At 52.2% G+C, this 15,490-nt stretch carries 20 protein-coding genes and 1 tRNA gene; 2 read left to right on the top strand and 19 right to left on the bottom strand.

Annotated elements, in window-relative coordinates:
- Positions 1-25: 25 nt before the first annotated feature.
- The 9 genes from AC3RCL_RS11075 to AC3RCL_RS11035 form a co-directional block, all read right to left on the bottom strand.
- Positions 26-343 carry a hypothetical protein gene (locus AC3RCL_RS11075; protein ID WP_015736182.1) on the bottom strand — a complete coding sequence of 106 codons (318 nt, stop codon included), beginning with the start codon at positions 341-343 and terminating at the stop codon, positions 26-28.
- 105 nt (positions 344-448) lie between these two features.
- Entirely contained in the window at positions 449-1,093 is a 645-nt protein-coding gene (locus tag AC3RCL_RS11070; RefSeq protein WP_015736183.1) for a TVP38/TMEM64 family protein, read from the bottom strand.
- A 25-nt stretch (positions 1,094-1,118) separates the two neighbouring features.
- Positions 1,119-1,589 carry a DinB family protein gene (locus tag AC3RCL_RS11065; protein ID WP_340967652.1) on the bottom strand — a complete coding sequence of 157 codons (471 nt, stop codon included), beginning with the start codon at positions 1,587-1,589 and terminating at the stop codon, positions 1,119-1,121.
- Positions 1,582-2,181: a DUF4269 domain-containing protein gene (locus AC3RCL_RS11060; protein WP_404563368.1), complete on the bottom strand. Its 600-nt coding sequence runs from the start codon at positions 2,179-2,181 to the stop codon at positions 1,582-1,584. Before AC3RCL_RS11060 ends, AC3RCL_RS11065 begins: the two co-directional genes overlap by 8 nt.
- 15 nt (positions 2,182-2,196) lie before the next feature.
- Positions 2,197-3,024: a GNAT family N-acetyltransferase gene (locus tag AC3RCL_RS11055; RefSeq protein ID WP_340967655.1), complete on the bottom strand. Its 828-nt coding sequence runs from the start codon at positions 3,022-3,024 to the stop codon at positions 2,197-2,199.
- A 103-nt stretch (positions 3,025-3,127) separates the two neighbouring features.
- Positions 3,128-3,847, bottom strand: coding sequence for a DsbA family oxidoreductase (locus tag AC3RCL_RS11050; protein ID WP_277746328.1), 720 nt, complete (start codon positions 3,845-3,847; stop codon positions 3,128-3,130).
- Positions 3,848-3,978: 131 nt separating this feature from the next.
- Complete coding sequence (locus AC3RCL_RS11045; RefSeq protein ID WP_009590685.1) at positions 3,979-4,560, bottom strand: AAA family ATPase; 582 nt, start codon at positions 4,558-4,560, stop codon at positions 3,979-3,981.
- Positions 4,561-4,696: 136 nt separating this feature from the next.
- Positions 4,697-4,957, bottom strand: a complete 261-nt coding sequence (locus AC3RCL_RS11040) for a YqkE family protein (protein ID WP_015736189.1) — start codon at positions 4,955-4,957, stop codon at positions 4,697-4,699.
- Positions 4,958-5,085: 128 nt separating this feature from the next.
- A tRNA-His gene (locus AC3RCL_RS11035) sits at positions 5,086-5,158 on the bottom strand.
- Positions 5,159-5,351: 193 nt separating this feature from the next.
- On the opposite strand from AC3RCL_RS11035, the gene AC3RCL_RS11030 reads away from it, so the two are divergent.
- Positions 5,352-6,203, top strand: coding sequence for an alpha/beta hydrolase family protein (locus AC3RCL_RS11030; protein ID WP_277746329.1), 852 nt, complete (start codon positions 5,352-5,354; stop codon positions 6,201-6,203).
- A gap of 43 nt (positions 6,204-6,246) precedes the next feature.
- On the opposite strand, the gene AC3RCL_RS11025 is transcribed toward AC3RCL_RS11030, so the two are convergent.
- The 9 genes from AC3RCL_RS11025 to AC3RCL_RS10985 form a co-directional block, all read right to left on the bottom strand.
- The gene (locus tag AC3RCL_RS11025) at positions 6,247-6,762 is read right to left on the bottom strand and encodes a GNAT family N-acetyltransferase (RefSeq protein ID WP_192571352.1); all 516 of its coding nucleotides are present in this window, start codon (positions 6,760-6,762) and stop codon (positions 6,247-6,249) included.
- Between the two features lie 2 nt (positions 6,763-6,764).
- Positions 6,765-7,220, bottom strand: coding sequence for a RidA family protein (locus tag AC3RCL_RS11020; protein WP_192571351.1), 456 nt, complete (start codon positions 7,218-7,220; stop codon positions 6,765-6,767).
- A gap of 128 nt (positions 7,221-7,348) precedes the next feature.
- The gene (locus tag AC3RCL_RS11015) at positions 7,349-8,953 is read right to left on the bottom strand and encodes an S-layer homology domain-containing protein (protein ID WP_192571350.1); all 1,605 of its coding nucleotides are present in this window, start codon (positions 8,951-8,953) and stop codon (positions 7,349-7,351) included.
- 100 nt (positions 8,954-9,053) lie between these two features.
- On the bottom strand, positions 9,054-9,626 hold the full coding sequence (locus AC3RCL_RS11010; protein ID WP_492535372.1) for a hypothetical protein: 573 nt from the start codon (positions 9,624-9,626) through the stop codon (positions 9,054-9,056).
- A gap of 17 nt (positions 9,627-9,643) precedes the next feature.
- Complete coding sequence (locus AC3RCL_RS11005) at positions 9,644-9,835, bottom strand: hypothetical protein (protein ID WP_492535371.1); 192 nt, start codon at positions 9,833-9,835, stop codon at positions 9,644-9,646.
- A gap of 12 nt (positions 9,836-9,847) precedes the next feature.
- Positions 9,848-11,152 (bottom strand): DUF4129 domain-containing protein, encoded by a 1,305-nt coding sequence (locus tag AC3RCL_RS11000; RefSeq protein WP_192571348.1) that lies wholly within the window; start codon positions 11,150-11,152, stop codon positions 9,848-9,850.
- The gene (locus tag AC3RCL_RS10995; protein ID WP_096774417.1) at positions 11,149-12,255 is read right to left on the bottom strand and encodes a DUF58 domain-containing protein; all 1,107 of its coding nucleotides are present in this window, start codon (positions 12,253-12,255) and stop codon (positions 11,149-11,151) included. Before AC3RCL_RS10995 ends, AC3RCL_RS11000 begins: the two co-directional genes overlap by 4 nt.
- A 12-nt stretch (positions 12,256-12,267) precedes the next feature.
- Positions 12,268-13,248 (bottom strand): AAA family ATPase, encoded by a 981-nt coding sequence (locus tag AC3RCL_RS10990; RefSeq protein WP_096774418.1) that lies wholly within the window; start codon positions 13,246-13,248, stop codon positions 12,268-12,270.
- Positions 13,249-13,473: 225 nt separating this feature from the next.
- The gene (locus AC3RCL_RS10985; protein ID WP_015736198.1) at positions 13,474-13,857 is read right to left on the bottom strand and encodes an antibiotic biosynthesis monooxygenase family protein; all 384 of its coding nucleotides are present in this window, start codon (positions 13,855-13,857) and stop codon (positions 13,474-13,476) included.
- 148 nt (positions 13,858-14,005) lie between these two features.
- On the opposite strand from AC3RCL_RS10985, the gene AC3RCL_RS10980 reads away from it, so the two are divergent.
- On the top strand, positions 14,006-14,308 hold the full coding sequence (locus AC3RCL_RS10980; RefSeq protein WP_096774419.1) for a hypothetical protein: 303 nt from the start codon (positions 14,006-14,008) through the stop codon (positions 14,306-14,308).
- Between the two features lie 165 nt (positions 14,309-14,473).
- Here AC3RCL_RS10980 and AC3RCL_RS10975 read toward each other — a convergent pair whose 3' ends face one another.
- A complete protein-coding gene (locus AC3RCL_RS10975; protein WP_452515907.1) occupies positions 14,474-15,406 on the bottom strand; it encodes an NAD(P)/FAD-dependent oxidoreductase in 933 nt (310 codons plus the stop codon).
- Positions 15,407-15,490 lie beyond the last annotated feature (84 nt).

The raw sequence follows: 15,490 nt of genomic DNA, 5'->3' as shown, positions 1-15,490 counted from the left end.
TATCCGTTACATAATCATGCAATTATTAAGCGGTGATCCACGTTAAAATAACCGGTGCCGCGATGAGGAGCGCGCCGAGCGCTACGATGGTTCTCGTCGCATTTCCGGACAGTTTGCGCTGTGTCTCCGCCGAACGATACCAGCCGCTGAATTGCAGGCGATTGCGATAGAGGACCAGGAACCAACATACATTTCCCGCAAACAGAAACAGGAAATATAACCCTTCCCAAGGAATCCAGGACTTCAGGATCTGATGCTCTATACTGCCCAGAACCGCAGTCACGACCATCAGAATGATCATCATTCGAATGATTTCCAGAATGGATGAGGCCAATTTGGTCATAAATGCTTCCTCCTTTCATTCATGCCGATACTGGATATTTTACCATTATACAGCAAATACAAGGACTCCGCATCCATTCCCGTAGAACGATCAGGAACGGGGAGCTCAATTGGAGTTGAGCTCAGCTTCTTGATCGTGAAACGATTGTTTTCTTACAAAGTATGAATCCAGCTTCCGACTGCCCCATAGGGACAGCAAGATAAAAGCTAGGACACCGAGCAATTTGAAGGGCTCCGCCATAAAATCCGAGAGATTAGCCCCGATGTATGAAACGCAAAACACCATAATGCCCTTGCCCAAGGTTACGGCCATGAGATAGGACATGACGTTCATTCTCGCCAGTCCGGCGGCCACGTTGACAGCGACAAACGGCCCGACGGGAAGTATGCCCAGCAGAAAAACATAACTGAAGCCGTTGCGTTGAATCCAGCGCATGCCGCGCTGAACCTTCGGTTTTTTCGCCCAGCGTTCGATCAGGGGAGTACCGGATATTTTCCGCACGAGGAGAAACGTCGTCAAGCATCCCGCCACCATTCCGATCCAGGAGTAAAGAAATCCCGCCCACAGCCCGTACACCGCTGCATTAACGCCAACGATCACGATCGTGGGCATCGGAGGAATAAAGGATTTCAAGAAAGTCAGCAGTATGCCCGGCAGAGGGCCTAAGGCTCGAAACTGGTCAAGAAACCATTCCAGATTGCTCTGTGTAAAATAAGACATGATGTCCAAGTAGCCATTCAATGACTTCACCCATTTCCGCTAAGTATTGCTTGTCCTAACCGACTTGCACCACCTGATTCAGCTGAGCCAGATGGTGATTATCGTGCCAGATGAAATCCCGCATAAATTGCGCCACTTCAAAGGGATGTCCGTCTCCGTCCGCGTACCGCTCCTCATACTTCGTTTCCGGCAACGCTTCAATGGTCCGAATCAGCTGTTCCCTTGCGGTTATCGTCCGGTCCACCAGCGCTTCCGTCGATAACGTTTTGGCATATTGCTTGGCCTCCTCATTGAAGGCGTCATAATCCAGATGCCGGACGGTCAATGCATCTCCCGTTGAGATTTTGGCGATAGCCTCATTAAAAAAATACTCATCCCATCGCATGATATGGCACACCACATCGCGCACGGTCCATTTCCCATCCGCAATCGGGGAATTCCAATAGTCCTCATCCAGGACACCGAACTCCTTCACCTTGCCGATCCATTCCGAATACTCGTTTAACAGCTGCTGTTTGTCATTCATATACATTCTCCTTGTCCATATATGATTTGATATAAGCGTCCAGTCGAGCCTCCGGCCAGCGATACATCTCCAGCAGCTCCTCATAAGGATCGCCCGGTAAATGCAGCAGCTTCGCAAAGGCAGGTTCCGTCTTATACCCCGCCTTCTTCAGCTCAATGATGGTTTCTCTTGCAGCTTCGCCGAGCCGCTTCAACAGCTTGTATTCCACTACCATATGGCGGTAGCCATTCTGCTTCACGGAAGGCACCGGCTGGGCAAAAATCTCGAATTCCCAGCCTTTGTACCGAAATCGCGCTACTGCTCGCTCTACGTTCCCCACACTTCGGAAAGAGTATGTGAAATCCGAAACAAGTCGGTCGTATGACGCTCTGAGTTCTCGCTCGAACCGGTCAAACTCCGTCACATGACATATGATATCGAGATCGCTTGAAGCGATGTCAATCCCTATAGGGATCGTGCCCACCAATATAGGACTGCAGGATTTCAAATGCTCCCATAGTTCCAGTTCATCTATGACCGAAGCTGCCTGCCTCTGCTTGGCCGTGCCTTGACGTAAATACTCCAGGTTTAAAAAATCCGACTCTGCTTGCATCGCTTCCCACCTGCCCTATTCCGCTGAACTTTCAGGTTGACGCTCGGTCCAGGTCGTCCGGACATAGCCCAGCTTCATGCCGACGGCTTCCATGTCGCGATGGCTCTGGGATAAGAAGGCGCATTGACCGACAACCAGATTGCACCCCTCCCGCTTCGCGTCCCGTATTCTTCTGCGAAGCAGCTCCTGATGCAGCCCCCGTCGACGGTATTCCGGCAGCGTAGCGGCAAATGTAAGCGAAGCCGTGGAATGGTTCATATGCATGACACCGGCCGCAGCCGGCTGCTCATCCACATAAGCCATATAGAACCTCCAGCCCGGCCTTGCATGCAATACGCGATTGTTCAATGCTACGGATGGGATCCCTTGCACCGGCAGTCCTGTTCCCAGGCAATGAACTTTAGCATAATCTTCAAACTCGTCTTTGTCTATTCTTTTGATCACAATTCCGTTATCCGGCATATCCACCAGTTCTTGCGGGTTCATATACATGGAATTATGAAAGGCGGATTGGAAGAATCCGCGATCGGCAAGCGCCGAGAGCAATGCCTGATTCAACATGGCGGGCACGATCTCGAACTGGAATTTGCGGTCCCGCGATTGATAGAAGTCGATGATTGCGTCCAGATCCTTCAGATTCTCCGAACGGAGTCCTTTGACCGTGTTAAAAGAAAGCCAAGGCATCGTTTTGCTGTACAAGCACAGCGCTTGGCCGAAACGAACCATCTCGATCCCTTCGGGATTTCCGGTCCGCCCTTCGATGGCTTGCATTCGATCATACATATACTCCGTTTCCGAACGCTGAATGCGATGGATTAGCTCCTCGGATGGAAGATGCGGCATGGTTACCTCCTATGCATTATGTATTCAATTTTAAAGATCCGTGATAAATAGAGCCCGAAGATCGTGTACGGATGCTTCGGGCTCTAGGCTTGCTGTGTATGGTTTATTTCGCGCTGCCCGGCAGATCGCAAGATCCGTCGGCACACATGCCGTCGTTGCTGTCGGACTCGTTCACCATGACCAGGGGATTCGCTTCACGATAGGCTTTGTCCAGTGCATCCGTGAAAACTTCCAGCGGTTGTGCGCCGGACACGGCATATTTGCCTCCGAGCACGAAGAACGGCACTCCCCGAATTCCAAGATTCGTCGCTGCGGCTTCATCTGCGCGTACCTCGGATTGGAAAGCATCGCTTTCAAGCACCGCCATAGCCTGCTCCCGCTCCAGTCCGACCTCCGCCGCCAGATCGGCGAGCAGGTTCTTATCTTCCAGATTCTCGGCATCCGTGAAATAGGCGCGGAACAGCCGCTCCGTCATGTCTTTCATTTTACCATGCTGCGCAGCAAAATGAACCAGTCGGTGAGCATCAAATGAATTGGCAGGGATCACGCGGTCCATGTGGTAGGTAAGTCCAACACTGGCCGCTTGTTGAGTCACGTTGGCATTAGCTGCCTTGGCCTGCTCTATGCTCATGCCGTATTTCGCCGCCAATAACTCGTCCATGGACACCCCGGGCTTATACGACGCATTCGGATCAAGCTCAAAGCTGCGATATACCACTTCAACCTGATCCTTATGAGGGAACTGCTCCAATGCCGATTCGAACCGGCGCTTTCCAATATAACAGAACGGACACATAAAATCCGACCAAATTTCAACTTTCATTTAATTCGCCTCCTAGCGAGCAGGAATACTAACTTACTAATTGTAACCCGCTTTCGCCCTGATATCAACACTCATATGAAAACGGCAATGCTGCACGGTAATCCATGATATGAGCACCCGGTAAACAGCCTTCAGCGATGCTTCCTGCTATCTTGTATCCTGGCCTGAATCCAGTCCATCACAACCGCACAGCCAAGCTTCCCCTCCAGGGAGCCGTTCATCACCAAATCCGCATGCCAACGGGTAGGCTCGACATATTGATCATGCCTGTATCGCACAAGCTGCAAATATTCCTGTATCACGCTTTCCTCGCGATGACCCTTCTCCATGAACCGTCGGTTTCTGCGAAGCATTCTTTCATCCGCGGGACAGTCGACGAACAGCTTCAGATCCAGGGAGTTTCGAAGATCCTCGAATTGATACAGAAGAAACCCTTCAATGACGATGACATCATGGTCACCGCAACGGGCGGCTTGTTCTATCTCATCGGTCAGACGCTGGATGTTGACGGCGTCCGGATGGTTAAAATCCTCAAAGATTGTATTCGTAAAGGGCGCTTTAGACATAGGTCTGACGGACTTATAATATTTGTCCATATGAAAGAGCGCCACCCGATACTCGACAAGCTTCTCCTTGAGTTGGAGGCTTAGCGTCGTTTTGCCGCTGCCCGTCCCCCCGCCAATCCCGATCCTTATAGCACGGCCATGATTCATGTTCTCGTTCTTCCTCCGCATTTGGTTCACTGTGTAGACTTCAGTCGTTTATATTGCATTACCAGATAGGCCAGGTTTTTTAAACCTATCCTTATCTGATGTCTATATTAAAAAACAGACAGCGTGCCGCCGCCTGTCATTTGTACTTTTTCCAATCCATCTCGCTGTGTTCCAGCAGATATTCAAAATCGTTATCGCGACGCTTCTGTTCCGCCTTGCGTGCAGCTTCCCGTTCCTGCCGCTCCTTCTCCAGCCGCTCGGCTTCAGAGGCCTTTAAGGACTCGGTTGTCGCCTTCAGCTTTGCCAAAACTTGAGGGTCCAGCATATCTTTTAGCGTTGCGGGTTTATCGGCAGTTTCCGTCCGCGGCGCCGGGGACGTTCGTTTCTTTTTTGCCATAAATACTCACCTCGATTTCAATCCATTATACCATCTTAAATGTCGTCTGACATCCGTATCTATTGAAGAGGATTTACGAAAAAGGAGAGCCTCTCGGCTCTCCTTCTCGTTATGTATACTTACTTAAGGGCGATCGATGGGACTTGAACCCACGAATGCCGGAGCCACAATCCGGTGCGTTAACCCCTTCGCCACGACCGCCATGACAATGGACATATCATCATGCCCGAGATCATAATATATCAGATATTCAGCCGTTTGGCAAATTGTAATTTCTTACATCGTCCCTTGATTTCAACGACGAGTAAATACTATACTTACTTGAACTCCGTCGTCTGACCAAGAGTCCACATACGCTACAACATGATGATTCAGCATAGGGGGTAAGACATTCATGATCTATCATATCGATTACGTCTCAGAGGGATTGCATGTGAAAGGATATCTGGGTCTGCCGCCGCTATTGTCCCTTAATCGCAGCCAGGAGATGTCCGAAACGGTCGACGCCATACCCGGCGTTACGGTAACCGGCACGCTTGCATGCTCCTTGTATAAGGACCCTGTTCCGGAAGGAGCCTCCGGGTCGATCGAACCGAAGCTGCCGCTGGTCCTGTATTGCCGCGGAGGCATAGGCCGGATCGGCGCGGTCAGGTTGAAATGGGTCGAAGAATTCGCGGCGCAAGGCTATGCCGTGTTTGCTCCGGCCTATCGCGGAAACGAAGGCAGTGAGGGCAGGGATGAGTTTGGGGGCGCCGATACGATGGATGTGATCACCGCCTTGGAATGGTTATCCCGCATTCCATGGATAGACAACAGCCGCATGCATCTGCTGGGCTTCTCCCGCGGGGCGATCAATGCCGCCGTGGCAGCCGCCCGGTCATCTCATGTATCCAAAATGATTCTATGGAGCGGCGTCTCCGACCTGGCGCAGACCTACGAGGAACGGATCGATCTGCGCAGAATGATGAAACGCGTCATTGGCGGTACGCCGACCAAGTTTCCGGAACGATACCTTCTTCGGTCCCCGATTCACTATGCGGATCGAATCCGATGTCCGGTCCTGATTGTGCATGGTACTCGGGACGAGCAGGTCCTGGTTGAACACAGCTTCCGGATGCTGGACAAGCTTCAAGAACTGGGACACCAGCCAGAAGCCCACCTGTACGAAGGGCTGGGACATCATTTCCCGCCGCTGCAGCACGCCGCGGCGATCAACCGGATGTTCGACTGGTTGAAGCGAAGTTAAGGCGTAATTAATCTAAAGCTCATGAGGATCGGTATCTACACCCCTATTCCAGCCTAGCGGCCGTATCGATCCAGTATTTGCAATTCCCGTCCGCAATGGAACTGAGTACCCCATGGTTCCATTCTATGATGCGACGGGAAGCCCGATTGGTTTCATCGCAGGTTAGAAGGACCCGGCTTATGTTCTTCTCACAGGCTTTCTTAACGAGCCCCGCCAGCATCTGTTTGCCATATCCTTTCCCCCGCTCCGACGGCCTGATGACATACCCGATATGCCCCCCTGACTCCAACAGCTTCTCATTCAAGCGGTGTCTGAGCTTGCCGTAACCTACAGGCTTGCCGGTATGATACAGCCAATAAATCGTCTGGGGAACATACTCATCCGGCAGATTGATGCTTCGTGCCATTTCGTAATTGCGACGGACCTTGGAGGAGAATTCCTCCATGCTGCTGCTATTTAAGCCGTTAACAAAGCCGTTCTCGCCGGAGCCAATCTCCTGGACCATAAACAGCAGACTCTCATCCTCCTTCTCCAGCAGCTCCCTTAATGCTAACGTCAAGTCTATCCCTCCACTTGAAAAATCGAATCCACAATGACAGGCAGCTGATCCCGCAAGGATACCGCGCCGAATACGGATCTGGCGTGGATCCCTTGATCCCCGAACACCTCAAGCATCAAGTCCGAGAATCCATTCAACACCATATGATGCTCTTCGTAATCGGTTGTTGCGTTAATGAAGCCCTGAACCTTAACCACCCGCTTCACTTTATCAAGCGATCCAAGGCCTTCCCTCAATACGGCCAAGACTTCGATTCCGGTCAGCCGAGCATATTCGTATCCCTGCTCCGTTGTGTAATGCTCGCCCAATTTGCCCCTTGGCTGCCCGGATGGACCCTTGCCGGAAACATACATCAACCCGTTCACGATGACGTAGTTGGCATACTTGGCTGCCGGCGATCCGGCTTTTGGCAAGCTGATGCCCAGCTGCTGTAAACGTTCCTCCGCACAAACGTTCATTTGATCACTCCTACAGGAAAATCATTCAAATTAAATTTCAATTATTGTATCACGGAATAACCGTTTTACAAGCAAAAAAAGACCAACCCCATTCATCGGGATTGGTCTTGGATGTAGCCTCTCTGCTCTTAGATCCGGAACGAATACGAAGCGTAACGCTCCGCATTGTCAATCGCCTGCCACACGTCCGTCGTTTCTGCTCCCGGATACCAATAGGCATACCCGGCAATTCGGTATTTGGCGGCCATGAGATGTTTCCATGACAGGGAGCGGGAATCCTCGGTCCATATGCGATGCTGGATGCCTCTGCTGCTATAAGCTGCTTCATATTGCGCCACGCTGGCATTCCAAGTTAAGGAAGCCTGGGTCAGACGGATGCGATGTCCCTGTTCAATCAAACTGATATCCGACGAGGACACCGATGAAGCAATCTGCCAATCCCTCGTATAGAGCGGATACGCAATGATGCTCTTCTTAGCCGGCACTTGGGTCAGCAGCTTGCTCAGCGCGGATTCGCTCCATGGCAGCGAGGATACGGAGCCCGCTTTCGGCGAACCGCCCCAGTGCTGGTCATAACTCATGAGCACCATATAGTCCACTAGACTGCCAAGCGCCGCATAATCGAAGGCAGCCGTCCAATCCGTATTCAGATCAGGTGAAACATCAATGGATAACTTGGCTCCAAGCCGTTTCATTTCCATGGATAACTGCGTGATGAAGGCCGTCAGATTCTGCCTGTCCTCAGGCATGACGTTCTCAAAATCGATATTGATCCCATCCAATCGGTAGCGGGATACGCTCGCAGCGATGCTGTCTACGACAGACTTCCGTGACTGCGGACTGCTTAGAACCTGGTGGGTTCCTTCCGCATTCGCGCGGTTGCCCACCATAGCCCACACCTGCCGGCCATTGTTATGTGCCCAATTCAGCAGCTCGATGTCGGTGCTGTCCGACAGCTTCCCGTTAGACTCCATGTAATACCACCGCGGCACCAGCACATTCAACCCGGCCCGTTTGGCATAGGAGATATATTGCTTGGTCGAGCCATTGTACAACCAGCCCATATGAATATTCGCAGCCGGCTGGCTGTCGATCATGGATTTCACGTTTCCCGATTGAAGGACCCTGTCCAGCAGCATCGCCGTTTCTTCCCGGGTGATCGGGTCCAGCGGTCTGAATTGGCCTTGGCTTCCTTGCAGCCAGCCTGTATTCGTCGCTTGGCCGACCGCACGCCAAGCCCATGCCGCGATCGATTCCGAATCCGTATAGTAGCCGGCGGTATATCCGTTATCGTATCCACTATCCTTCATGGCACGAATTACGATGACCGCGGCTTCCTGTCTTGTTATCGAAGCATTCGGAAAGAACTTGTAGCCGTTCCCCTCCACGATGGATAAATTAAGGCCTGCATGAACCCAGCCGTAGTACCAAGCTGAACGGGATACGTCCTGAAAGGCGGGCAGATCGTTCGGAACAGGCTCCATGTTCAGCATTCTGGCAACCATAGCGATAAATTCGGCCCGCGTAACCGGATTTCGCGGCAAAAAAGCTCCTGTGCCATCCCCGCTTACGATGCCTCGCTTGGCCAGACGGTAAATCGCGTCTTTTGCAAAGCTGGACGAAATATCGTGAAAAGCGGTCGGGCTAGGAGCTTGAGCTGCTGATGCCTGGAGGGGGCTTATAAACGCTGTAAATGACAAAAGGAAACAAAGTGACAGGATATATTTCTTCAAAGGGGCGCCTCGATTCTATCATCTGATATTCTCAGCATATCAGATGATGATAGAATCAGGCATTATGCATTTCTTGGGAATGTGGGCAACGGTCAAGGATTTAACAAGTCAAAACGACCGCGCCTATACCTTCGACTACAAGGGAATCCCGGCTCAATCCCTTCACATGCTCTTCTCCAAACAGAACGTTCCAATCGCCCAGCTCGGGTATCGTCAGGGAGGACGGTTTGCGTCCGGCATAATAGAGCACATAGATATGCTCTGCCGGGTCGCCGCCCGCATGATCGCGAAGCGTGAAAGCAACGGCATGCTCCGGGCACGGCTCGAAATGAAGATGCTTGCGGATCGACGCGGCATCCCTCATTCTGAACGCTGGATGATTCCTGCGCAGCTGAACGAGCCGCTGGATGTACTTCACCCCGTCCTGGTGTTCCGATGCCATTCCCCAATCAAGCCGGTTCACCTCATCGCTGGCATTGTAGCTGTTCTCCACACCGTTCTTGGAGCGATAATACTCTTGGCCGGCGTGCAGGAAAGGAATGCCTTGGCTGGTAAGAATCATGGCCGATGACAGCCGGTGCATATCGCGGCGAACGGCATCCGACTCCCCATCCGTAGACAGCATGATTTTATCCCAGAGGGTATGGTTATCGTGACACTCCACATAATTCACGCACTGAATCAGCTCCTTCAATTCACGGATCCGAACCTCCGGCACATACGGATCGGTAACTTGGATTCTTGGGCTTGGTAGGTTAATCCCAAGTCGGTTCCGTCATAATAAAACAGCTTGTCAAATTCCTTATCAAAAACGGAGACGCCCCCGGTTACCGCGGGATCCCCGTAGTGAATAACAGCGTTGCTTTCTTTTTGTACCGACAAGATGTTCACTCCTCATTTAGGCTTCCGGTCAAGTTGCAGTCCTTCCACTTCTTCTTTCGTAATGGCGCGGTTTCCATAGCGGGCTTCCTCGTACAGCTCGATCAAGGACTGCGGAACGCGATCCTTCCGTCCGTCCCATTCCTTAAGATCGTTTTCGGTCTCCCGCGGTGTAAATGACGCTTTCCAATTATAGCCTTCCCTGATGCTTCGGGAAAGTATCAAACGATACATTTGTCGGATTTTCTCATTCAGATGTTCCGGACCTTCTCCTTCCCGATGCCTTCCGCCGATACGCACGCCGGACAACAGCCGTCGCAGCCGCTTGGATGCCGGGTCATGCTCTATATTCTCCACTTCGTCCTCATAGCCCAGCTGGGGCTGGACGTTCTGCCTGTTCATCATCCTATTCATCCACGCGGAGAATTTTCTGTAGAGGCTGGGCAGCACTTTACCAAACCGGAACAGAACGTATAGCATGCCGATCCCGATCACGGTGAACACGCCATAAATCAGCACTTGCTCCAGAACTTTCATCCACTGGCTGGGCGGCTTGGTTTCTTCATCGAGAAACGGCATCTCGGGAGGAGGCTCCGACATTGAAGGCGGCTCCGGCGCTTGCTCTGCACCCGAGCTGAACCATCCGGAGATCCAGGCGGCGATCCCCCTCGCCATATCGGAGACCCACTGCTGCAGCTGCGGAAGAAAAGCGACCAGCGCAATAAGGATCAGCAAAACGAGGATAAACCAGCGATTGTAGCGCAGCACGCGCCGTTCCAGCACGGGCTGGTCATTGCCTGGCAGCGTTTCGTCCAGCACGTATTGCCGGTTGACGATCAGCAGGGTCAATCCTAACGCAGCCGCTCCCATCCAGGTCAGAGACGATATTCCGCCGCGGAAGGAGTCCATGAAACCGAGAAAAAAGCTGCTGACCCCGTACAGAATCAACCCGATCAGGAAGTATGTTCCCGGGAACATCAAATTCCAGTTCACCTGCTCCATCCGGCTTCCGCGAATACTGGCAATAAACAACAGCGGAATAACGTAAGCAAGGGCGATATCAACCCCTACGAAGGCAACGGATACAGCAACGGAAACCAGGCAAGCCCATACGAACGCTTTGAACTGACGATCCATGTTGAACCAATGTGCACCTGCGTAGCCCAGGACGTACCCGCCTAAGACCAGTGCAGGCCATATCCATCGATACGATTCAGGCAGCAGATAGAATGCCGGGATGAAGAGCACCGGGAAATACAATATACACTCCACTAATCCCTGCAAAAAAGCCCTTATAAATCCGGAGCCTCGGCTGGTCATGCGGACACCTCCTTCGCGGGAGAAGGCACGTCGCTGAGAAGGAATACCTGGATCGTGTGCCCGTTATCCCGGAATCGCTGAAACATCTCTTCCAGCCTGGGACTGACGTAAGTGCTCAGAATGAGGATATCTTTAGCTTCTTCATGCCGCGACAGCTCGTGGGCCAAATAATCATGAAAAGAAAGCCGGCGGGTCAGCTCCAGCCTGGCCAGCATTTCGAATATCAGCTCCTGCTGCATCATGCCGCCTGCGACCGGAACAAATGCTTCATCGCTTGAATCCTCGCCAAGGGTTCCATTGGTCCCCATCCCGATCTCCATGCCCTGTGACAATAAATGCGCCGTAATGCCGGCAGCCAGGCGGATGCCATATTCAATGGCCTCCGGACGCGTTGCCTTGCTCCACATCTGCTCATGATCTTCAATATTCAAATAGATGAAGAGCCGGCTGTCCGCGGTCGTATCCCGCCTGTGAACCTGCAGGGTTCCCGTCCGTGCAGTCGCTTTCCATTGGATATCCTTCAGCGGATCACCGTCCCGATATTCGCGAACGCCCGATATCAGGAACGGATCCTCCATGATCCATCTGCGGACCAGCATCTCCCCCATCCAGGTCTGAACCGGGAGCTCCATGTCCGACGCATCCATCGGCATCGGATACACGATAATTCCGCCGGACAGGGTCTTGCTCTGGACAACCGACTCCATGCCGACCAGATCCCCTGTCGTCATCGATACCGTTCCCAGCTTGTACAAACCTCTTCTTTTCGCGGTAATTCGATGTCTTCGAAGAATCTTGGTCCACGGCAGCAGACTGAAGAAGCTTTTATGGTTCTGATTGAATTGCCCCTCGCTGATGTCCAGGTTCAATTGGTTATCGAACGCCAGACCCGAGCGGAACTGGGATTCTACCCGAAGCCAGGGCACCGGCAGCGCTTTACGGTTCTCGATGATTTCGATCAATTCCACGGAATCTCCCTCATAGCAGGTCGATACCTTGAAGGAACGGCTGTAGTTCAGCTTTTGGAGTGCCGTCCGTTTGAAAATCTTGCCCTGCACGACTACAACTACAGCAGCGATCAACAATATCCAGTAGGCTCCCATCGCCATCGCCCCCTACGACGAGATGCCTTCTTCTGTCGGTACGGCAACCTGCTGCAGCAATCGTTGGATCACTTCTTCTGACGCAGTCGCGCCGCCGCGGTTGTGGAGCGTCCCCCGCAGCTTCAAGCGGTGCGCCCACGTCGGCACGGCGAGCTCCTTAACGTCATCAGGCGTAACGAACTCTCTCCCGTTCAGGACGGCCTGTACCTGCACCGCCTTCAATAATGCCTGGCAGCCCCTCGGGCTTACGCCGGAGGCGACGGCTTCATCCCGTCTCGAATGCTCGGAAAGTTCGACTATATAAGCCAACATCTCATCGCTGACATGTACTTTGCTGACGATATGCCTGGCTTGTACGATGCTGTCGGACGCTGCGATGGCCGTCAGGGATTCCAGCGGCTGTTCGTCTTTGAAGCGCTTCAAAATATTCACGCTTTCCTCCGAGGTAGGATACCCCATGTTCAGTTTGAATAAAAAGCGGTCCAGCTGTGCCTCCGGCAGCGGAAACGTTCCTTGCTGCTCCAGCGGGTTCTGCGTGGCGATGACCAGAAACGGTTCTTTCAGTTGATGGGTTACTCCGTCGATGCTGATCTGGCGCTCCTCCATGCACTCGAGCAGGCTGGACTGCGTACGAGGCGTGGCCCTGTTGATTTCATCAGCGAGCAGGATATTGGTGAACAGCGGACCGGGACGGAATTCAAACGTCGCGGATTGTTGATTATAGAAATAAATGCCGCTCAGATCGGACGGCAGCAAATCCGGCGTAAACTGTACTCGCTTAAACGTGCAATCAATCGACCTGGAGATGGATTTGGCCAACAGCGTCTTCCCGGTTCCCGGAACATCTTCCAGCAGAACATGACCCGATGTGACCATGGCAATAAACAATCTGTCGATCAGCTGCTCCTTGCCTACCATAACTTTGGAAACGTTTGCCCGAATGTCGTCGGCAAGACGGCGGACGCCATGATAATCTGTAATGATTGTAACCACCCCTTATGTAGTTTAACTTAACAACAAAGTTCGTCACGACATCCCATAATTCCTGTTATTCGGGACAAAATAAGACCGATTAGCCAAGTTTGGCCAAGCCTTCAATGACCAGGGCGTGCCTCTTCCAATAACGCCAAGAAGCCGTCCAAGGACGGCTCCCGGGAAATCACCCTCAGTAGGGGATACTCATGCCGTGTTGTATTAGCCGATAAAATGAAGCCCATTTTATTCTGACGGCCTGTTTTCCTCGGCGGAATCCGAGCCGCTTTCCGGAATCAACAGTTTAGCCAGCTCCGATTCCGCCTGCTCTCGGCTGTCGATCCGGATGTCGATATAATGCTTGACCTCAGGCGCCTTTGCATAAAACGGTTCCAGAGAGGCAACCCATTTCTTATAGTCCGGGTGCCCGCGGAAGCCGATCAGGTGATCCTTAATGCCGCTCCAGCGGACAAGGAATATATATTCATCCCGGTTCTCCACGCACTTGTGAAGTTCATGGCCTACATACCCCTTTTTGGATAACAATACGCCGGAAGCCTCCCGAAAGGCACTTTCGAATTCGCTTGCCAGCCCAGGTTTAATATAAAGAATGGCTGATTCCAGTATCATAACGTTCCCCCTCTTTCGACATCGATCCGATCAACGGTAAGGCAGCGCTTCAGACTTCGCAGCACCAGGCTATGAAAACAAGTAGGTGCAGTCAAGTATATGCTGGTATAATGAGAAGAATGAATATACGAATGAGGATGAGACTAACATGGCATTCGGCATCTCGAAGCAGGAATTACAGCAATGGAAACAGAAAGTCGCCAAAGGCGATATCGCGTTTTTAACCCATTATTGGTACGACAAGCGGTTTCCGGAGTTTCATACCGTAACCAAAGTAGGCTGCTCGGATATTCAGCGCCTGAAGGACTGGTGCATATCCAATGGATTAAATCCGCAGTATATCCATCACCGCCAGCCATACCCGCATTTTGACCTGATCGGTCCCAAGCAAACGGAATTGCTGCAAAAATATAAACTCGAAGATCATATCACGAGATTCGGTCTGTCATAACGTCTAGTCGCTCGACTTGAATTCAAGGTGACAGTCCGCTGATAGCACAGAAAACCCGCCTTGATCCACGGTATCGCTCCATACATTCCGTGCCCGATCAGGCGGGTTCTTTAGTCATCATGTCAAGGCCTGGACCATGCCAATATTCCAGCCTGGCTCATAACATTATGTTACGGCTTGGCTTGTCATCTTTTTCAGCGTTTTATGGATCCAGATCGCAGCCGTTGCGCCTTCCCCCATCGCCACGGTGGTTAATTCGGAATGGACGCCCAGGTCGCCTGCAGCCCACAGCAGTTCGACGTTCGTCATTTTGGATCGGGGATCGGTCTTCACATGCCGGTTGTGCTCCAGTTCCGCCCCCAACTGCTCGGCCAATTCGGAATAGATCATGTTCCCTCCAAAGGAAATGAAACCGCGCTCCGCGCGGATGATGCTGCCGTCTTCCAGCACGACAGCCGATAGGATGCCCCCTTCCTCCTGAATTTCGGTTACTCTTTTCTCTATATACGGAATCCCAAGATTCGCTAACTGCGTCATGTTCTCGGACGAAGCCGGCTGTCCCTCATGATTGACATAGATGATTTCCTTCGCCCGCTCGGATAACAAAATGGACATATTGGCACCGGGATCGCCCGATCCCAGCACAACGGTTTTTCGATCCTGAATTTCATACCCATCGCAATCGGGACATACAAAAACGGATGTGCCCAGCGTAGACATCAGGCCCGGCAGCTTGGGAAAGCGATCCATCAAGCCTGTTGCAAGCAGCATGCTTTTTGCCCTGTACCTGGTTCCGTCTTTACCGGTTAACACAAAACACTTCGCTTCATCCCGTTCGGCCTTCCGTATATCATCGGCTGCAAACGTAACGCCCACGGCCTCCGCCTGCTTCCGCCCTCGCTGTCTGAGCTCTTCACCGGACACCCCTTCCGGCCATCCTAGTATGTTGCGGTAGCTCTTGCAGATGGTGGAACGCCCCGTTCCCCGGTCGATGACCAGTACATCGTAGGCCGAATACCGTCCCAGTTGTATAGCTGCCTGCAGACCTGCAATTCCGCCGCCAACAATAATGCAATCTTTCACGTCTCTGTCCATCATGTAGGTTTATCCACTCATTTCTGTATCGAATTAAGAGCTAAAAACTCTTGTGATCAACGCATGCTTCCCGAATAGAGATACACC

The sequence above is a fragment of the Paenibacillus sp. MT86 genome (genome assembly GCF_058792535.1).
The sequence above is the reverse complement of the archived record's forward strand: the minus strand, read 5'-3'. Positions and strand labels throughout refer to the sequence as shown.